19 protein-coding genes are annotated in these 19,444 nt (G+C 51.0%); 9 read left to right on the top strand and 10 right to left on the bottom strand.

Features of this window, described 5'->3' with window-relative positions; translation table 11 throughout:
- Nucleotides 1-115 precede the first annotated feature (115 nt).
- Nucleotides 116-982, bottom strand: coding sequence for a 4-(cytidine 5'-diphospho)-2-C-methyl-D-erythritol kinase (locus QQL65_RS10290; RefSeq protein ID WP_284364243.1), 867 nt, complete (start codon nt 980-982; stop codon nt 116-118).
- A 6-nt stretch (nt 983-988) separates the two neighbouring features.
- Nucleotides 989-2,683, bottom strand: coding sequence for a tetratricopeptide repeat protein (locus QQL65_RS10285; RefSeq protein WP_284364240.1), 1,695 nt, complete (start codon nt 2,681-2,683; stop codon nt 989-991).
- A gap of 181 nt (nt 2,684-2,864) precedes the next feature.
- Here QQL65_RS10285 and QQL65_RS10280 point away from each other — a divergent pair, with 181 nt between their 5' ends.
- The 4 genes from QQL65_RS10280 to QQL65_RS10265 all read left to right on the top strand — a co-directional run bounded on the left by QQL65_RS10280 (nt 2,865) and on the right by QQL65_RS10265 (nt 7,110).
- Entirely contained in the window at nt 2,865-3,689 is an 825-nt protein-coding gene (locus QQL65_RS10280; protein WP_284364238.1) for a uracil-DNA glycosylase, read from the top strand.
- A gap of 106 nt (nt 3,690-3,795) precedes the next feature.
- Nucleotides 3,796-4,332, top strand: coding sequence for a molybdenum cofactor biosynthesis protein B (gene moaB, locus QQL65_RS10275; protein ID WP_284364235.1), 537 nt, complete (start codon nt 3,796-3,798; stop codon nt 4,330-4,332).
- A 114-nt stretch (nt 4,333-4,446) separates the two neighbouring features.
- Nucleotides 4,447-5,601: a PA0069 family radical SAM protein gene (locus QQL65_RS10270; RefSeq protein ID WP_284364232.1), complete on the top strand. Its 1,155-nt coding sequence runs from the start codon at nt 4,447-4,449 to the stop codon at nt 5,599-5,601.
- A 123-nt stretch (nt 5,602-5,724) separates the two neighbouring features.
- Nucleotides 5,725-7,110 carry a multicopper oxidase family protein gene (locus QQL65_RS10265; RefSeq protein WP_284364231.1) on the top strand — a complete coding sequence of 462 codons (1,386 nt, stop codon included), beginning with the start codon at nt 5,725-5,727 and terminating at the stop codon, nt 7,108-7,110.
- A 17-nt stretch (nt 7,111-7,127) separates the two neighbouring features.
- Here the strand turns inward: QQL65_RS10265 and QQL65_RS10260 are convergent, their stop codons facing one another.
- Both QQL65_RS10260 and QQL65_RS10255 read right to left on the bottom strand, forming a co-directional pair.
- The gene (locus tag QQL65_RS10260; RefSeq protein WP_284364228.1) at nt 7,128-8,498 is read right to left on the bottom strand and encodes a tryptophanase; all 1,371 of its coding nucleotides are present in this window, start codon (nt 8,496-8,498) and stop codon (nt 7,128-7,130) included.
- Nucleotides 8,495-8,671 carry a hypothetical protein gene (locus tag QQL65_RS10255; RefSeq protein WP_284364226.1) on the bottom strand — a complete coding sequence of 59 codons (177 nt, stop codon included), beginning with the start codon at nt 8,669-8,671 and terminating at the stop codon, nt 8,495-8,497. The genes QQL65_RS10260 and QQL65_RS10255 overlap by 4 nt, the downstream gene beginning before the upstream one ends.
- A gap of 38 nt (nt 8,672-8,709) precedes the next feature.
- Here QQL65_RS10255 and rnhB point away from each other — a divergent pair, with 38 nt between their 5' ends.
- Both rnhB and QQL65_RS10245 read left to right on the top strand, forming a co-directional pair.
- Nucleotides 8,710-9,360 (top strand): ribonuclease HII, encoded by a 651-nt coding sequence (gene rnhB / locus QQL65_RS10250; protein ID WP_284364223.1) that lies wholly within the window; start codon nt 8,710-8,712, stop codon nt 9,358-9,360.
- 123 nt (nt 9,361-9,483) lie between these two features.
- Nucleotides 9,484-10,638 (top strand): site-specific DNA-methyltransferase, encoded by a 1,155-nt coding sequence (locus QQL65_RS10245; protein WP_284364220.1) that lies wholly within the window; start codon nt 9,484-9,486, stop codon nt 10,636-10,638.
- Between the two features lie 133 nt (nt 10,639-10,771).
- Here QQL65_RS10245 and mutY read toward each other — a convergent pair whose 3' ends face one another.
- Nucleotides 10,772-11,869 (bottom strand): A/G-specific adenine glycosylase, encoded by a 1,098-nt coding sequence (mutY, locus tag QQL65_RS10240; RefSeq protein WP_284364219.1) that lies wholly within the window; start codon nt 11,867-11,869, stop codon nt 10,772-10,774.
- Between the two features lie 67 nt (nt 11,870-11,936).
- Between mutY and QQL65_RS10235 the strand changes: the two genes are divergently transcribed.
- Complete coding sequence (locus QQL65_RS10235; RefSeq protein ID WP_284364217.1) at nt 11,937-12,446, top strand: DUF721 domain-containing protein; 510 nt, start codon at nt 11,937-11,939, stop codon at nt 12,444-12,446.
- Nucleotides 12,447-12,865: 419 nt separating this feature from the next.
- Here QQL65_RS10235 and QQL65_RS10230 read toward each other — a convergent pair whose 3' ends face one another.
- The 5 genes from QQL65_RS10230 to QQL65_RS10210 form a co-directional block, all read right to left on the bottom strand.
- The gene (locus QQL65_RS10230; RefSeq protein WP_284364215.1) at nt 12,866-14,158 is read right to left on the bottom strand and encodes an MFS transporter; all 1,293 of its coding nucleotides are present in this window, start codon (nt 14,156-14,158) and stop codon (nt 12,866-12,868) included.
- A gap of 596 nt (nt 14,159-14,754) precedes the next feature.
- Nucleotides 14,755-15,588 carry a class I SAM-dependent methyltransferase gene (locus QQL65_RS10225; RefSeq protein ID WP_284364212.1) on the bottom strand — a complete coding sequence of 278 codons (834 nt, stop codon included), beginning with the start codon at nt 15,586-15,588 and terminating at the stop codon, nt 14,755-14,757.
- Nucleotides 15,589-15,714: 126 nt separating this feature from the next.
- Nucleotides 15,715-16,548 (bottom strand): carbohydrate ABC transporter permease, encoded by an 834-nt coding sequence (locus tag QQL65_RS10220; RefSeq protein ID WP_284364211.1) that lies wholly within the window; start codon nt 16,546-16,548, stop codon nt 15,715-15,717.
- A 58-nt stretch (nt 16,549-16,606) separates the two neighbouring features.
- Nucleotides 16,607-17,593, bottom strand: coding sequence for a Gfo/Idh/MocA family protein (locus QQL65_RS10215; RefSeq protein ID WP_284364210.1), 987 nt, complete (start codon nt 17,591-17,593; stop codon nt 16,607-16,609).
- A gap of 90 nt (nt 17,594-17,683) precedes the next feature.
- Entirely contained in the window at nt 17,684-18,298 is a 615-nt protein-coding gene (locus tag QQL65_RS10210) for a TetR/AcrR family transcriptional regulator (RefSeq protein ID WP_284364209.1), read from the bottom strand.
- 96 nt (nt 18,299-18,394) lie between these two features.
- Here QQL65_RS10210 and QQL65_RS10205 point away from each other — a divergent pair, with 96 nt between their 5' ends.
- Both QQL65_RS10205 and QQL65_RS10200 read left to right on the top strand, forming a co-directional pair.
- Complete coding sequence (locus tag QQL65_RS10205) at nt 18,395-18,688, top strand: DUF1330 domain-containing protein (protein WP_284364208.1); 294 nt, start codon at nt 18,395-18,397, stop codon at nt 18,686-18,688.
- A gap of 343 nt (nt 18,689-19,031) precedes the next feature.
- On the top strand, nt 19,032-19,430 hold the full coding sequence (locus QQL65_RS10200; RefSeq protein ID WP_284364207.1) for an AtpZ/AtpI family protein: 399 nt from the start codon (nt 19,032-19,034) through the stop codon (nt 19,428-19,430).
- Nucleotides 19,431-19,444 lie beyond the last annotated feature (14 nt).

The following is a 19,444-nucleotide window of genomic DNA, read 5'->3' as shown; positions in this document are numbered from 1 at the left end:
CAATACCCACTCACTTTCATCGAAGTTAAAGTGTGGCACATGGGTTTTGAGAATTTGTCGAAAGGTCAGATAAAAGTGTAACTATTAAAGTGTTAAGCAGTTTTACTTCTGCAGTTTACATAACGGGTGTTTGGGCGACCCAATAGTTTGGAAATAATTGGTGCAATTGTTGAGCCGCTGACATGGCAGGTGTTTCAGCACCGAATACACCAAAAACAGTGGCGCCTGAACCAGACATCCGGGACAAAATGCAACCAGGCAGCTTGTTTATTTCCCTAGTTAGTTCAGATAGTTGCGGCACCATTTCAAAAGCCGGCAACTCCAAATCATTCCGCGTATCCTGGAGCCATAGCGCAAGGGCTGCACTGTGCTCAACTTCGGTTGGAAGTGGCGGCAATGCAGGGTTTGATTTGGACTTTAATTTGCGGAATATTTCCGCGGTTGGAACGGCAACACCAGGGTTTGCAAGCACCAAATGCAATTTTGGAAATGGATCAACAATTTGAATTTTTTCGCCAACGCCGCCAATCAAGCAAGTTCTTGAAAACAAGCACATTGGCACGTCTGCGCCAAGTTCCAAGGCGATTTCCGACAGTTCACCAATGACAACATTGCGCCCCGATATACGCGCAGCCATACGAAGCGCTGCAGCAGCATCGGCTGAACCACCGCCTATTCCCGCCGCGACAGGAAGCATTTTGTCTAGTGAAACATGCAAACCATCGGGCAACGAATTTGGCCAGTGTTGCCGAAACAATTGAAAAGCCTTCAGGATAATGTTTGAACGCTCGCCGGCGAGCGCTTTTGCAAATGGACCGGTGATATCAAGGCTATCCTTTTTGGCCTCTTGCGCGCTTAGTTCGTCACACAATTTGGTGAAAACCGTTAGCCCCTGCAATTGGTGATAGCCCTTGTCGGTTTGGCCGACAACATGCAAAGACAGGTTGATTTTCGCAGGCGCAGGTTCGCTCCAAACACTCATTGTGCGCTATCCCGCATCGGCGATTAGACCTTCAGCCAGCTTTGCATCCAACTTTTCAAGCAACTCTTCGTCTGGGTCCATTTCTTTGGCTTTCGCCCATTGGAAACCCGCTTCGCGCTTGCGACCCACTTGCCAATATGCGTCACCCAAATGATCTGAAATTGTTGGATCGCTCGGCGTTAGTCGGTTCGCACGTTCAAGTGTTTCAACCGCATCTTCATATCGACCAAGTTTGTAGTAAGCCCAGCCTAGACTATCAACAATGTAGCCGTCATTCGGACGCAAGCTTACTGCCGTTTCAATCATACCTAGTGCTTGCTCTAGGTTCATGCCCTGATCAACCCAGCTATAACCCAAATAGTTTAGAACCTGCGGTTGGTCAGGATAAAGTGCCAACGCTCGTTTGAAATCCGCCTCGGCTTGGTCCCATTTCTTCTGACGTTCGAAAGCAATGCCGCGCACATAATATAAATGCCAATCAATCAGGCGCTCGCCGCCGGTCATGTCCAATACGCGCGTATATGCCTTTTCAGCCTCTTCATATTGTTTTTCGAACCGGAGCGTGTCGCCAAGAGCAGTTATCGCAACGAGGTTGTCTGGCTCAATGGCAACGATGTTGTTTAATCGCTTTATCGCTTCCGCGCTGCGCTCAAGTTCGCGCAAATTTTCTGCACTGCGAACCAGCGCCGAATGATAGTGCAATGACGACTGCGGAATGCTTTCATATATCTCGTTGGCTTGTTCGTAACGTTCCGCACGCTCCAAAAAATCTGCTGTCGCAAAAGCGATTTGAACCGATTTCGGGTTCATATATCCAGCCACCCTTACGAGCATCAAAGACGGCTCTGATGCGCCTTCACGTGATAATGCAGACGACAAGCCGCGAAGCAATTCGGCAGCGCCTTCCTGCGCGTTCTCCGTCATCCGGCCCGGGCGTTTCTTTGCCCGCACTTTTTGAGCCAATTGCTCCAATTCGATGTTGGTCACCCCGCGCTCAAGTACGCGCTCAATTACCTCAAGGGATTGATCAAACTCGCCATTGTTTGCGAGGAACCGCGCATAAGCCTCAACAATCGAAAAGACAAACGGATCTGCATCATAAGCCTGTTCATATAGTGAGCGCGCCATCTGCTTGTTGCCGCCCACGTCGGCCATCAATGCGCGTTGGAAGACCAGAAAGTTCTTGAACCCATCTTGAGTAATCGCTTCAACGGTGCGGTAGCCAAGTTCGGGTTTGCCATTGCCAATATAGCTCCAAGCCAGAATGACATTTGAAGTGATGCCATAAAGCGTGTTGAGCGAAGAGCCGCTCAAGTCCTTTTCAACTGACTTGTAGCGTCTCTCTTTTAAAGCAACCGCACCCAAAACAAGTTTTGCGACTTCGTAGTTTGGCGCCGCTTCGACCAAGCGCCGCGCAATCGCTTCAGCCTTTTCAACCTGACCAGATGCCAACAGCGCTTTAAACGCGCGCTCTTGCAGAACCAAATTGTCCCAATTTGAATCAAGAGCGTCTTCGAAGTAATTCGCGGCAACTTTTGCGCGTCGGTCTTCATAAGCGCCCCGGCCCGCCAAGAAACTGCCAGAAGTTGAAGTTTGGACGACGCGAAAACCTTCTGTGTTTGGCATTTCTTGCGCAACCGAGGCGGTGCACGCGCCAAGCGCCATCAAAGATGCGCCGAAGGACGCGAGAATCAACTTCAATTTCTTGTTCACTAGAACTGGCTTTCTTCTTTCAACTGAATCGCTTGGGTACTCATTATGCCTGAGATTGGCCATTTTGTGGCGCTTGCGCAACCATTTAGGCGGAAAACTTTGTTCACAGTTTGGTTGGAAGGCAAACATCTCCATGACATTGGTTCTCTCAGCGTGATAGCATGATACCATGCAACAAAATGGCAATGACATAGGTGCAATGCGCGCCGCCTTGGAATGGTATAGCGCCATGGGCGTTGATATCGCATTGGACGACGAACCGGTCGATCGATTTGCGGCGCCCAAGGTTATGCAGAAATCTGTTGCAAACACCGCGGCAACAAGACCAACAAGCCCCACCGCGTCGGCTGCTGACAGTCCGCCCGCACCGCAAAGCCATATGCAGCCGGAAACGCACAATGTGGACGAAGCCAAAGCAATCGCCGCTGCTGCTGAAAGCTTGGACGCGTTGCGCACCGCCATGGAAGGCTTTGATGGTTGTCCGCTGAAGCATCGAGCGACAAACTTGGTGTTTGCCGATGGGAACCCGGAAGCCGAAATCATGGTGATTGGGGAAGCACCTGGGCGCGAAGAAGACATGCAAGGCACGCCATTTGTTGGCAGTTCCGGTCAACTGCTGGACCGCATGCTTGCCGCCATCAGCTTGGATAGAGACAAGGTTTTTATTGCCAACACTTTGCCGTGGCGACCGCCGGGAAATCGCAATCCAACACCCGCCGAAACCGCAGTTTGCATGCCATTCCTTGTTCGCCAAGTGGAACTGGTTGCGCCAAAATTCATTGTCACTTTGGGCGGTCCGGCTGCGAAAACCATATTTGAAACAGACGCAGGCATTTTGCGTGTGCGCGGCGAATGGCGAGATGTCACTTTGGGCGCTCATTCGTGTGCTGGTATTGCCACACTTCACCCTGCCTATTTGCTGCGTCAGCCAGCACAAAAAGCGTTGGCCTGGCAAGACCTTCTAAGCCTTAAATCGAAACTGGCGGCGCTTTAAAAATTCTCAAGCCAATATGCCGATTTGTTTGCTTTAGATCATTGAAGCGCAACAACAATGCTGCCAATGTCGCGCAAATTGTAATTTGTTCGGAGCAATAAGCTAGATGTTCAAGTCTAAGATCGATGACACCCAAGAAATGGTGAAGCTAAATTTCGCAGTGCTTGCCGTGTCCGACACGCGCACTTTGGAAACGGACGATTCCGGCGCTTTGTTGAAAGAGATGATCGAAGAAAGCGGCCACAACGTGCTGGATCGGGATATCGTGACCGACGACAAGCAATTGATCCGTCAACGGGTGCAGCAATGGATTTCGAATGCCGATATTGACGTGGTGATCACAACCGGCGGAACAGGTTTTTCACAACGCGACGTGACGCCAGAGGCGCTAGAGCCTTTGTTTGATAAAGTCATGGACGGATTTTCAGTTCTATTTCACCAATATTCTGCCGCACAAATCGGCACGTCGACCATTCAAAGTCGTGCCACTGGCGGTCTAGCTGGCGAAACTTTGATTTTCTGCCTGCCCGGTTCACGTGGCGCGTGCCGTGATGGCTGGCAAGGGGTGATCAACTTCCAACTCGATTCGCGGCACAAACCGTGCAACTTTCTGGAAGTCTTGCCGAAATATTCAAGTCGCTAGAACCCAGTTCTAACCGGTGCTGGCGTTGACGTCGCGAATTCTGATTGACTTTTTGTTCTCATTTTGTTCTATTTAGTTAGAACGATTTGTTAACCTTTCAATCGCGAGGTCAAAATGGCAATTCACGCTGCATTCCCGCCACCGCCAGACAGTCTGGCGCGCATCGCTAAAAGCGCTGATCATGACATTTTGACCAATAAAATGGTCAACCCTGGGCGCAATCGTGGCCGAGGGGCGCAAAGCAATGTTTCAGGACGCTATGAGATTTTTCAGAACGAAACCTTTGATGATGGTTGGCAGTCATTGGACACACTAGACGCATTTAAAACAAATGTGCGCGACGAACGTGCGAAGACTATCATCACCAAGAACGAGTCTCCTGACCTCAATTTTGATCGATCTATCAATCCCTATCGCGGTTGCGAACATGGCTGCTCTTATTGTTTCGCGCGTCAAACACACGCTTATTTGGGGCATTCGGCTGGCTTGGATTTTGAGCGCGAGCTCTATGCCAAAGTAAATGCGGCTGAAAGGCTCCGCGAAGAGTTGAGCCGCAAAAAGTATGTGGCCAAGCCAATTGCCATCGGCACCAATACCGACCCCTATCAACCGATTGAGCGTGAAAAGAAGATCATGCGGCAATTGCTCGAGGTGTTTGTCGAGTTTCAGCACCCTGTGACCATTGTCACCAAATCTGCGCTTGTGGTGCGCGACCTTGATTTGCTGACAGAACTGGCCAAAAACAATTTGGTCCATGTGGCGATGACAATCACAACGCTTGACCACAAGTTGAGCCGTCAACTGGAGCCACGCGCTTCCACGCCGTCTAAACGGTTAGAGGCGGTTGAGCTGCTCAGCCAATCAGGCATCCCGACCATGGTAATGGCCGCACCAATGATCCCGGCGATCAATGACAGCGAACTGGAAAAAATTCTCGACGCTGCAGCAGCGCAAGGTGCAATTTCCGCTGGCATGATTATGCTGCGTTTACCCGGAGAGGTGCGCAACTTGTTCCGAGAATGGTTGCTGCGGTACTACCCTGACAAACTGCGGCATGTATTGAATTTGGTGCGCGATGTGCGCGGTGGACGTGATAATGACCCCAGATATGGTTCGCGCATGTCCGGCCAAGGTCCATATGCTTATCAATTGCAGCGTCGTTTTGAGTTGTCGATGAACAAGAATGGTCTAAAGAAGCGCTTGCCGCATTTGCGCACCGATTTGTTTTCACCGCCAGCACAAACGGATGATCAACTCAGCTTGTTTTGACGCAAGTTACAATTGTGACCATTTGTCCGTTGGCTCCGGTCAACGGTTCGGTTAGTGTCGCCTCGCATCAGCAATTCGATGTGTTTCAGGTCGCGCCGTGAAACCAGATTAGGGTCATAATTTATGCTGGGCATGTCTCGCCGCGAATTCTTGCTGGGCACTTCCGCCACGCTTGCCGCCTCCACTGCAACTTATGCGTTTGCGAATAAAGCCCTGTCGGCTGATTTGCAATTACCTCTGAACTACACCTCGCACGAAATTGTGCCAGAAAACATCACCAATCAAATGATGGGGTTTGGCACAGACGGGCCTGCACCGACCATCCGGCTAAAGCAGCATCAAAAACTGTCTATCGATGTGACCAATAATTTGCGCGAAGCTAGCATTGTGCATTGGCACGGGTTGCGGCACGAAAACGCGCAAGATGGTGTGCCATATCTCACGCAAAAGCCGATTGCGATGGGTGAAACCCACAGATACGATATCTGGTCGCCAGACGCAGGTACATTTTGGTATCACCCACACTGCAACACTCTTGACCAGATGGCTCGAGGCATGACCGGTATGTTGATTGTTGAAGAGCCTGAAGAAGTCGGCTTTGATCAAGATCTTCCGCTCAATATTCGTGATTTTCGCCTCGGCAATGATGGGCAGTTTGTCTCGCTATTCACGCCCCGGCTTGCTGCTAGAGGCGGCACGCTCGGCACCATTTCCACGGTCAATTGGCGGCAAAAGCCGACTTATGACCTTACTTCTGGCAGTTTGGTGCGATTGCGGTTGGCCGTGACTGATGTCACCCGGGTTGGTACTTACCAAATTAACGGTGGCCAAGCTCAAGTCATTGCTCTGGACAGCCACCCTGTTCCAGCGCCTTTGCCGGCAACGGATGTTCTGCTCAGCCCTGGCCAGCGCGCCGACATTGCGCTTCGCATGCCAGAACGCGAAGGCGAAACTGCTAAATTAATACTCAACACGCTGGCGGGTCCCCGATTGATGGCAACATTTCGCGCCGTTGGGAGATCGCTGGGTCGATCCATGGCAGATTTGAAACCCTTGCCGAATAACCCTGTAAAAGAACCGGACCTTACCAATGCTGAGATTCTAGATTTTACTTTTGGTTGGACGCCGGATGGAGGCGAACCGCTTGAAAGCATATGTGGTTCACTGGGCTATGTGTTTTGGTCGATCAATCGCAAGCCATGGCTGGGCGATACGCCCGGCCCGCTTGATCCACTGGCGGTAATGAAGAAGGGCAAAAGCTACATTTTGCGCCTGCGCAACAACACACCCAACGACCATCCGATTCATTTACATGGATTGGCCTTTAAGCTGTTAAGATCAGACAAACGCCCATTGCCGCCATTGTTCACAGACACGGCACTTTTGTTATCAGACGAAACGATGGATGTGGCCCTGGTCGCCGACAATGAAGGCGACTGGGCATTTCATTGCCACGTGATTGAGCACCAGAAAACTGGGCTAACAGGTTATTTGAGGGTTGAGGGATAGCCCCCAACCCAATCCGCTTAGTCATTGATCGGCGCAAACTTGGCGGTAAAGTGCCGCATCGCTTGTGGCTCTTCTGTTATTCGATAGCCGGGCAACTTGTCCTTGGTGGCACTTAGCTCCTCAAAGACCTCAACAATGTAGTCGGCATGTGATTGGGTATATACGCGACGCGGCATCGCAAGCCGCACCAAATCCATCGCTGCAGGTTTTTCACTGCCATCAGGCGCGCGGCCAAACATAACCGTGCCAATTTCGCATGCGCGGATACCACCCATTTCATAAAGAGCTACAGCCAAAGCCTGCCCGGGAAATTGCAACGGATCGATATGGTGGAGCCAACTGCGTGCATCAACAAACACTGCGTGTCCGCCAGCCGGTTTGACCACAGGCACGCCCAATGCGTCTAACCGCTCGACAATATAGGCGTTAGAACGAACCCGGTATTTGAGATATTCCTCATCTACGATTTCGCTAAGTCCCTGCGCAATCGCGTCCAAATCACGGCCGGCTAAGCCACCATAAGTTGGAAAACCTTCGGTCATGATCAAGCGGTTGCGCGCCTTTTGCGCCAACTCATCATCGTTCAGCGCCAGCCATCCACCGATATTTGCGAATGCGTCTTTCTTGGCGCTCATGGTCATGCCATCAGCCAACTCGAACATATCGCGTACAATGTCTGCGATTTCTCTATCGCCCTGCCCTTCCTCTCGCTGTTTGATGAAGTAGGCATTCTCAGCAAACCGGCACCCATCAATGATGAATGGCAAATTATATTTGCGGGCCGTTGCAGCCGTTTCACGGATATTGGCAAGGCTCACAGGTTGGCCGCCGCCAGCATTATTTGTAACCGTGATCATCACGCACGGCACCGCGTCGCCATGCTCTTTGAGAAAAGCGTCGAGCCGTTCAATATCGATATTGCCTTTAAAAGGGTGTAGATTGCTTGGGTCTTTGCCTTCAGCAATCAAAAGATCATGGGCTTGGGCGCCTGTGGCTTCGATATTTCCACGCGTCGTATCGAAGTGCGTGTTCGATGGTACCTTCTTGCCTTCGCCCCCCAAAATCGAAAACAAAATAGCCTCTGCGGCCCGGCCCTGATGCGTGGGTATGATGTGTTTGAAGTCCATGAGATGGCGCACCGCGCCTTCAAATCGCTCAAATGAAGGCGAACCGGCATAGCTTTCATCGCCATTCATTACGGCGCCCCACTGCGCGGCACTCATGGCGGAAGTGCCACTGTCTGTCAAAAGGTCAATCAGCACATCGTCCGCATGCAGGCTGAAAAGGTTGTAGTGCGCGTCTTTCGCCAGTGCGCGGCGCTCCTCCATTGTGGTGAAGCGAATTGGTTCTACGGACTTAATTCGAAATGGTTCAATGATCGTTTTCATCGGGTTTGCTCCGGTTTGCACGCCCCGATCAGACCATCCAACGGGGCTGAAACGCCGCGGTTGTCGAGCCAATCTGGCATTCGACCGCGCTCAGCGCCCAATATGAATGCGACGAGATTATTGTCAGACAATGTGTTACGCAAGGATCGTTTTGTCGCAGCCAATGTGAACATGAGTTGGCGCCGCCGAAGAAAACTGTAAACCTGTCGACATGCGAAAAACCGATTCCCAGCCTTCTCTATTTCCTGACGGACCTGACTTCTTGATTGAAGAACAATTTCGCGCCAAAGGCTTAGTTGTTTGTGGTGTTGATGAGGCAGGCCGTGGGCCGTTGGCCGGGCCGGTGGTTACGGCTGCAGTAATCCTTGATCATCAAGCCATTCCGGACGGATTGAATGATAGCAAAAAGCTGACCGCGAAAAAGCGCGATGCGCTTTATGATGCGATCATGGAAACAGCGTTTGTAGGCATTTGCTCTGCACCGCCGACGACCATCTTTGAGCGCAACATTCGCGGTGCAACGCTTCACGCAATGGCGCAATCGGTAAAAGCTTTGGCGAAAACGCCAGACATTGCATTGATTGATGGGCGGGATATTCCGCCCCAACTACCCTGCCGCGGGCAGGCATTGATTAAAGGCGATAGCAGGTCCCTGTCGATAGCTGCCGCGTCCATCATTGCCAAGGTCACCCGCGACCGGATGTGCGAATTGCTTGGCGACGCATTGCCCGATTATGGGTTTGGTAAGCATAAGGGATATGGCACTGCACAGCATATGAAAGCGCTGAAATCACAAGGCGCAACGCCGCATCATCGGGCTGATTTCAAACCAATTGCAGAGATAATCGCACAAAAAAGCTGATTCAAAACAGCCGCTTAGCATGCAAATTGCAAGCTTTACCTTTGGTTTACCATAAGTTTTAGCGCCCCCTTAACCCTAAGAAATTACAAATGGCATAGTAGTTTTGCGTTCAAGGTATATAGAATGTTGCGTAACAAGCATTCGTCGGCGCCAGTTGATGCGTCGCTTCGCTCTAAAGGCGAAAAGGGCTCTGAGTATTTGCCACTAGACACCATTTTGGTGGGCGATTGCATTGAGCATATGAATTCTTTGCCTGAGGCGTCTGTTGACCTCGTATTCGCAGACCCACCCTATTTTCTTCAATTAGAAAAAGGACTTACGCGTCCTGATCAGTCTAATGTGGATGGTGTGCACAATGAGTGGGACAAGTTTTCTGACTATGCACACTATGACCAGTTCACCCGCGATTGGATGGGCGCTGCAAAACGTATCCTAAAGCCGAATGGCGCGCTCTGGGTGATCGGCTCCTACCACAATATTTTCCGCGTAGGTGCGATTTTGCAGGACCTTGGGTTCTGGATGATGAATGACATTATCTGGCGCAAATCCAACCCAATGCCGAACTTTCGGGGTACGCGCTTCACCAATGCGCATGAGACCCTAATTTGGGCAACTCGAGATCAAAATTCTAAGCCGACTTTCAATTATGATGCGCTTAAACAATCCAACGACGATACGCAAATGCGCTCTGATTGGTTGTTTCCAATTTGCACTGGCGGCGAACGATTGAAGGACGAGAATGACGACAAAGTTCACCCGACCCAAAAGCCAGAAAGCCTTTTATATCGGGTACTTATGGCCACAACTAAGCCTGGTGATGTTGTTGTTGATCCATTCTTTGGCACTGGCACCACGGGCGCTGTAGCGAAAAAGTTGGGTCGACACTTTATCGGCTGCGAGCGCGAAGGCGACTATATCAATGCTGCGCTAAAACGCATCGCATCGATCAAGCCGCTTGAGAAAATTGTGCTGGAAACCGTTAAGGGCAAACGAGCTGAAAAACGCGTCGCCTTTGGATCCCTGATTGAGCAAGGCTTGATTATGCCCGGCGCGAAACTCGTTGATTCTAAACGTAAATATGAAGCCACGGTGCGTGCAGACGGTTCGCTGATCTGCAATGGACACGAAGGCTCGATCCACAAGGTAGGCGCTTTGGTGCAAGACGCGGCAGCGTGCAATGGCTGGACCTATTGGCACCTAGACCGTGAGGGCGAAATGACCCTTATCGATGATTTCCGCACACAAATTCGTGCGACCATGAACAAACTTTCGGCCTGACAAGACCTCCAAACATTTCAGGCAACTCACCGCTGGTCATTTGATCAGCGGTCTTTTTTTGTGCGAGGATAACTGGCAAAAACTGTAATGGAATGTCGGTTCAAATTCTGCAAGATTCACGCAATATTCCGGCCTATTCTTCGAACGTTTTTGCCAACACCTTTTTGAACACCGTTGGCAGCGCCTCAGCATCCAAATTCTGCTTTTTTGACCACCAACCCTTTTGAGTTGGCGCCTCATCAGAATTTAGTTTCCAAACCGTCAGGGTCAACGCAAAATGGGTGAACACATGTTCGATGCTGCCGCAATTTCGCCATTCGCCCCGAATTGGAAATTCTGGCTCAGGAATTGTATCTGACTTAATTTCTGCCAATTTATGCCATTCGCTCCCTGGCACCTCGGTCATCGCCGCCAGCAGCCCTTTTTCTGGCCGCTGCTGCAACCAGATTTCGCCCTTTGCGTTTTCCACCACAAAGGCATGGCCCGCCCGTTTGGGCTTTTGCTTTTTCGCTGGCATCACAGGAAAGTTGGTTGGGTCTGCCGTTTTGGTGCCTTGGCAATTTTCAGCGATTGGGCAAATCAAGCAATTGGCCCGCTTCGGCGCGCAGATGGTTGCGCCCAAATCCATCAAGCTTTGGGCAAAGTCCCCTGCCCGTTTTGGCACGGATTGCTGCACGAACGATTTGACGAACGGTTTTGCATCACGCACTGGCTGATCCAGCGCTGTGAACCGCGCCACCACCCGGTCCACATTGCCATCGACCACGGCCACTTGCTGATCGTAGCAAATGGCGGCAATTGCGGCGCTCGTATATGGCCCGATGCCTGGCAGGTTCATCAATTCAGCGGCGGTTTGCGGGAAGTCGCCGCCAAATTCATCCACCACCATATTGGCGCAAGCGTGCAGGTTGCGGGCCCGCGCATAGTAGCCGAGCCCCGCCCATTCCTTCAGCACATCGTCCCGATCTGCTGCGGCCAAATCTTGGACCGTTGGCCAACGAGAAGTGAAAGCGGCAAAATATTTCCCAACGGTTGGCACCGTTGTTTGCTGCAGCATAATTTCGGATAGCCACACAAAATATGGGTTAGGCGCAACGCCGCGCGCCCGGTCTGCCGGGCTAACCCGCCAAGGCAATGCCCGCGCATTATTGTCGTACCACGCCAACAGCGCGGCGGCATCGATGGGCGGTTTGTTTGATTTATCGTTTTTGTGGCGGTTGATTTCTGGCATGATGGGGTTATGGGTGATTTGGACGCGACAAACAAGATACGTCCGATCAAGACAATTTGGATGAGTAATGGCCGACAAAAAGCCGAAAACGCCGAAACGATTGCGCCGCTCCGCTTCGATTGCTGAATTGGCCGAACGGGCGATTGAGCCAATGGTGCGCAAGCGCGGCTTCGCCAATTCCGAATTGTTGATGCGATGGTCGACCATTGTCAGCGCGCCATTCGACAAGGGTGTGGTGCCGGACAAGCTGAATTGGCCGCGCGAAAGCGAAATGAACCCGCATGTGGGCGCGGTGCTGACGGTGCGCGTGGACCCGATTCACGCCCTCGCCTTCACCCACGAAACCGAAACCATCAAAGGTGCGATCAACCGCTATTTCGGGTTTTATCTGGTCGATAAAATCAAACCCAGCCGCCGCCCCTTTGTGCCGCAATTAGAAGAAGCGAAAAAGCCCACCCAACGGCGCTTGAGTGAAGGCGAAGAAAAATCGCTCGCCCAAATGGTTGAAGGCATCGAAAACCCTGAATTGCGCGAAAGCTTGTTAAAGCTCGGGCGTGGTTTGAAGGGGCGTGGTTAGCGGCAAACGTGACTGCTACAGGACAATAATCAAATTCAACGCGATGACGAGAAACAGACCTACGCCGCAAATCGATAACAAAATCTTGTTTAATCGCTTTGCGTATATCCGATTTTGCCGCATGTCTTCTTGATGCGAGGTCTTGCCGGATTTTAAATAGAGATGGCCAGAATATTTGTCTCTATATTTGTAGGGAAGTTGCCCCGATTGTCTCATTAGGACCAGAACTAAGCTAGGCCCGAGCACCATAATGAAAAAAATTAATGCGGCAAGCGTTGCCAGTACATCTTTAAACATGCGTGCAGGTTAGAACAACGAGGTTCAATGTCAAGAGACGGATCGGTGAGTGAGCGCCTAAGCCGTTGGCTCAAAACGAGTCTTTGCAAATTCTGAATTGCTCGTGCGATAGTCGACGATTGTCAGCTAATACCGGACAAAGCCAGCCGTTTGGCCAACACCAAGCTCAGTGCCGTCGCAATGAAAAGAAGCACAGCACCTGAAATCCATGCAACGGGCGTGGAGTAAACCTCGGCGACAGCTCCGGCCATGACCAGCCCCAAAGCAGCACCCAATTGCTGAATAAGGGATCGCAGCGACAGTATTGTTGATCTCTGGCGATCTTCCACACAGCTATGCAAGATACTACTTGCCGGCGTCTCGCTTGCGCCAAGAACCATTGAATACACAATAAAGACGCCGATAAATCCTACGATTCCGCCTTGCATTGCCAGAGCGACCTGAACAGCCGCGAGACAAGCAAAAAGTGCCGCGAGCGTAACCGCGTGGCGACGCTTGAATAACCGGCTGATATGGGAGGACAAGGACGCACCAAAAGCGATTGAGAAAAAATAGCACGCCGTTAGCGCGCCAATTGCAGAATTGGCATAGCTTTCATCCAACATTGGTTTGGCGTATGTCGGCCAAAACACTTCGACGGGGTTGGTCGCAAATAGGAACAATGCCAAAGCGGCAAGCAGCAAGGAAAGTGCGGGATGCTTCAACGCGAGGAGACTGGCTTCGGTGATCACACTTGGGACATTTGCGAAGCCTTGTTTGATGGCTTTGGGGTTTAGCGGACGCGGTTCTTCCGAAATGGCAAAAATGGTGTAGATCAGCACGGCTACCATTACGATAAAACTCGCCGAATATGAAACATCATAGACGCTGATCCCATACCGCAGACTTAACTCGCCTAAGGCGTCAGGCAGGAGCCCTCCTACAACCGCACCTATGGCTAAACCCATCGCATTTGCCCAATGCGCCTTCGCAAGGGCGGGCTGGACATCCACATTTGGCGCAACAGTTTTGAATGTTTCGACGAACCACGCATCGAGCGTGCCTGACCGTAGGGAGCGCCCAAGACCAATGAAGGCGAACGACAGAGCCAGGACGCCGAAGTCGCTTGACGACAAAAAAAGCACCAAAGATATCAAGCTCGAAATGACGGCAGCAAGAAAGACCGGCTTTCGACCTATGTTGTCGGCCAAGCCACCGAAAGGTAGTTCCATCACCACAGTTGCTATCGAATAGACGCCGAACAGCAGCGAAATCTGAAAGAGGTCCATACCGCGATCCGTCAACGTAAGTGCGACCACTGCAACCGTCAGCCCCATGGCAAAACGATCCAAGAATTGGTGAAGCTGAAACACACGAATGTGCCGTTGGGCGTTACCCGTCAATGCCTTGAATGAGAACTCAATTTCCGCTGCCATGGCGTTACTATCTGCCTTTGGACAAAAGTGCGCAATGGCTGTTGCTGCATGATGAACAATTCAATTTGCGCTAAACCGGTTATTCACGCAACTCGCGTTCAGAGGGCATTATTGTCTGCAAAGCCGACACCAAGCAACGAACGCGTCATTCCCGCGAAGGCGGGAATCCAGGTCTGACTTTCTGTTGAACTAAAGCTCTGTGTTTTTCAACTTCAGTTCTGGATACTCAGGTCAGCCCGCATGGCGTAAACGCCACTTGGGTGCCCGAGTATGACGTTAGATTGTGTGGTGAAGCCAATCAAAATCAGTTGGTCCCGCATCAAGTGCGGGACGGTGCAGGGTAGGAGTTTGCGAACCCACTTCCCTCACCATGAGCTTGCTGAAGGGTGATCAGACAGCGCGCCCAGGCTATCCTTCGACAAGTTCAGGATGAGGCATTGCTCACGCTCACAATGAGGCTGTGGGCGCGGCGCTTTCATTTCCTTCGTCACCCTCGGGCTTGACCCGAGGGTCCATGATGCGCATCAGCAAAACAGGAGCGCCGGAGAGCTTCAAACTCCTGCCCCGTACCTTGCGCCTAATTAGCATACCGCGGTTTAACCGGCCTTCACCGCAATCATCTCGATTGGAGCAATACGGTTTTCTGCCAGATTGGCGACCATATTTGGAATTTTCTCAGCAGTCGTTTTTTGCATGAGCACGTGCAACCCCAAGGGCGGTGGGCCGCCGGCGGCAATGCCTGCTTCCTTCATTTTTGTGAAGAACGCCATTGCGAAATCGCGACGATTGTTTTCCGCCAAAATGCGAAAACCGTTATTTTCAAGCGCGTGCCGATATTGATCAGGCTTTGCAACCCAGCTTGTTTCTGAAGTTGTTGCCCATGGCACTGGGTAAACGAGTTCTTCGTCGTTGGTTTTCATGATGTCGTAAATGCCGAATTTCGCGCCGGGCTTCAAAACTCTGAAAACTTCAGAAAACAGAGTTTGTTTGTCTTCGATGTTCATTCCAACATGTATCATATATGCACCATCAAAGCTTGCATCCTGATAGGGAAGAGATAGGGCACTGCCTTGCTTAAGTTCGATACGATCCGACAGGCCAACCCAATTGCAAAGCACTTGTCCGGCCTCGATATATTCCGGGGTTAGATCAACTCCAGCAACCCTTGCGCCGTAGGTTTTTGCTGCGAAACGTGCCGATCCGCCCAATCCGCACCCAATATCAAGAAGGTTTTGGGAAGGCGTGATTTCAAGTTGGTCCAAGAAATGCTCGCTTGCGGCGCGCCCGCCAATGTGAAACTCGTCAACCGGACCAAGGTCCTCAACGCTGGCGTTTTCTGGCTTTATTCCCTGTTTCTCAAGACCGACCCGAATGGCAGGCAACAAGCTTGTGTGACGATAATGGGTAGAGATCTTCTCAGCATAACTCATCGAAAAATCCTTTTTCCCATTGAAGCCTACACAGCAACGGCTTGTCCAACTGATTCATCAAATGAGCAATTTCGACAGTAACTGCAAAACAGGCGTCTTGGATGCACCTGCCGGGCTCGCCAGCTCTTACGACTTCACCGCACCGGCGGTGAGGCCCGCCACCATATGGCGTTGCAGGAAGAAGAAAATTATCAAAACTGGCAAAACACCCATCAACCCTGCGGCCATGACCTCATTCATTCTGCCGCCATAATAAAGCGACAGCCCAACGGGCAAGGGATGAAGATATCGATCTGCATTGAAAGTGATGGCCAGCAGGAATTGCTGCGAGTAAGCGCCGATAAAGGTAGCGATGGCGACCACGATGATGCCGGGCATTGCAACTGGGATGATAACGCGCCGCAAGATATATAGCCGGGATGCGCCATCGGCCCATGCGGCTTCTTCCAGTTCGCGCGGTATTTTCATGAAGTAGGATCGCAGCAGCCAAATGCCAATTGGAATCAAAAAGGCGGTGCCGGGCACGATCAGCGCCCAATAGGTATTGAGCAGCCCCAAATTCATCAACATCAAAAATAGCGGCGTGATCAGCGTGGTTGCGCCAACCATATTGATGGCCAAAAGGCTCCAAAGCAGAACGTCTCGCCCCCAAAACCGAAAACGGGCAAACGCCCATGCGGCGGGAATTACCGCAATTAAGGTGATGATTGTTGCGCTAATGCCAATGAAAAAGCTGTTCCAAATGTAGAGCCAAAGCAGAGGGATGCTTTGCCAAACCGAGATGTAGGCGCCAAAGCCCATACCCTCGGTGAAGACTTGATAAGGGATGGTGACAATTTCTCGCCAAGGGCGCAGAGACACCAAGAAGGCCTCAAAAAACGGCGCCAGAATGAAGGTGAGAAATGCAGCAATGCCAACATAAATACCAAGTGTTTCATACCATTTGTATCGGTTGATCACGTCGCATTCCCTCCCCGTACGTTTGCCGCCGCACAATTGGATTGCGCAAAGCCAATGACTAAACCGTTTCCCAATTGCCGCTTTCACCCGAAGCGAAAAGCGCATCGATGGCAGCTTGGTTACGTTTAGAGCTTTCCAATGTGAAAAGGTCAACAGGATCGCCAGCCACTTTTTGACCAAATGCTTCCACCTGCAATGTATATTGCTGGGCAGCGCTAAACGACCAGCTTTGCGCCTCGTTGTGTCCTTGGTTGGACAAGGTGACGGTAACTGCATCAAAAATTTCGGCGTTGAACGGCGCGCTCACTTCAATGTAGCCCTTTTCGCCATGGAACACCATCGATTGGCGCGCCGCCAATTGGGTCGAGCAATAAAAGCTCATATCAAAGCCATCGAACTGATATTGGCAGTTGGCAAAGATGTCGGTGCCAAATTCTGGATCGCGCTCGACTTTTGCATAGGCTTGCGTTGGCTCTTGGCCCGTCACAAACCGAGAGGTAACTGTTGGGTAAACACCGATATCCAAAAGTCCGCCGCCGCCCAACTCAGGCTTGTTGCGCATATTGTTTGGGTCACGGTTGAAGTAGGTAAAGGAGCCTTGGATGTGCCGCAATTTGCCAATTGCGCCGTCGGCTATCAGATCACGCACTTTGTGCCATTGCGGATGGTAGGTGACCATAAAGGCTTCGGCCGCCACTTTGCCGCTTTCATCGCGCGCTGAAATGAGCTGATTAATTTGAGCAGCTTCTAGAGCAATCGGTTTTTCGCACAGGACGTGTTTGCCCGCGTCTAGGACTTTTTTCGTCCATTCAACGTGAGCGGATGTGGGCAGCGGAATGTAGATTGCATCGATCTGGTCGCTTTCCAGCATTGCTTCGTAAGTTGGGAAGGCAAGCGGAATGCCGTGGGTTTTGGCAAACGCGTCAGCGCTTTGTTGTGAACGGCTTGCTATGCCCATCAGGCTTGCATTGCTTGCTGCATGAATTGCCGGAACCAAGCGCTCCCGCGCAATTTTTGCAGTTCCTAAAATGCCCCAACGTAACATGTGCCTCTCCCTATCTCGTTTCAGGTTGAGACTGTTATCGATTACAAGCTGGCGATTGGCAAGATTGGAGCAGCACCAATGCGACCATAATTATTGTTGCACATCGTCCAACGCATATTCATACATGCCGAGCGCCTTAAGTGTAGTTTCTGCCGCCAGCAATAATTCAGCTTCGTCTCGCACAACCTTGCACATAACGTTCAGACCAATCAGCAAATTTTGCAGACAAAGCGCCATTGCATGCGTATCGAGATCGCGAGCGAACTCTTTTGACGCAACGCCCCAATTCAAGATGGTCTGAATTTGATCGATTGAGCCAAGCACCAACTGCTCAAGCACTGGGCCCAGCTCTTCATCCTGATTGCACAATTCAGTCACAGAATTGATAGCAAGACACCCCCGCCCCTCCGGATCAGCTGCGCGCGCCGCACATGCTTCGCGAAACACCAAGGTCAGCAACATTTTCACATCAATTGGTGGCGTAGCAAGGGTCAGTGCATAATCTGGCGACTGTTTGCAATAGTGTTGCAGTGCGAGTTTGAACAGCTCTTCGCGCGAGCCAAACGCATTATAGAAACTCGAACGCGTAATCCCCAATTTCTCGGACAAAGCCTTAACCGACGACGCTTCATAACCGTCACGCCAAATCATATGCATCACGTCATCAATAGCTTGTTCACGATCAAACGCGGCGGGACGACCCATAGCTGCTCCTTTTTGTACTTGACTGTACAAAATAATTGGTTTTTATATACACCCCTGTATAAAATAGATTTTTGCCGAACTCAATGGAGATGAGAAATGAGCGCATTTGTCGTTGCGACTTCCACAATCAAGGATAAAGAAAAATTCGGGAAATATGCGAAAGCTGCGGCGGCGTCGCTTGCGGCACATGGTGGGAGCGTCGCAAAGCGTGGCCAGTTTGGCGAAAGTCTAGCCGGCGCTAATTCTCATCACGCAGTTGCCGTTCTAGAATTCGCTGATATGGAAAGCCTAAACAGATGGTTCAACTCATCCGAATACCAAGCGATCATACCCCTGCGAAACGAAGCATGCGATATGAACTTGGTCAGCTACATCGTACCAGCAAACTAGCAACTCCATCACTTAGGGCTCCGGCAAACGTGGCATTGTCGGAGCAGCTGCATCATTTTTTGTTTTCTACATATATGTACAAAAATAGACCTTTTTTATCCTGGCCACGCCTTGCATTCATGCGAATCCCCGAAAAGCACCAAAGAATGCGATAATCGGTCGCAAAACAATCCTCAACCTTTCGTCGCACCCATCCCATAAACTGTTGTTTTTAAGCCACTTTCCACCCACTTTTCGAAATCACAACTTTGCTTGACACGCAAATGCCCTCCCCTTATGTTGCGCCCAACTTTGAGGGGTGCCTTTGCATCGCGGATTTGGCTGGTTTAAAGGGGGTTGGTCGATGTCCAATTCAACTAAATCAACTAGCGATAAAAAGGCATCAACTTCGATTGGGTCTCGTTCAGAAGATACCCGCGCCTTGGCTGAGAAGATTAACTTAGCCAAAAAAGATGCGGGCATCGGCAACGAGAAAAAGTCGGAGAGCCACCTCACAGGACATGCGCGGGCGGTGCGGTTGGGCACTGAATTTATCGCAGCAATTCTTGTAGGGTTTGGCATTGGCTATTTTGCTGATCTGATTTTTGGCTCTTCGCCATGGATCATGTTGGTAATGGTGTTGGTGGGATTTGCCGCCGGCGTTTTGAATGTGGTGCGTAGCGCCAATGAGATGAACGCGGCGGTTGTGATCACACCTGATATGGATTTGGGACCGGAAGACGACGACGTCGGCAACGGTTGAATAGAAATAAGGGC

It is taken from the genome of Maritalea porphyrae (assembly GCF_030159895.1).
GTDB lineage: Bacteria > Pseudomonadota > Alphaproteobacteria > Rhizobiales > Devosiaceae > Maritalea > Maritalea porphyrae.
The sequence above is the reverse complement of the archived record's forward strand: the minus strand, read 5'-3'. Positions and strand labels throughout refer to the sequence as shown.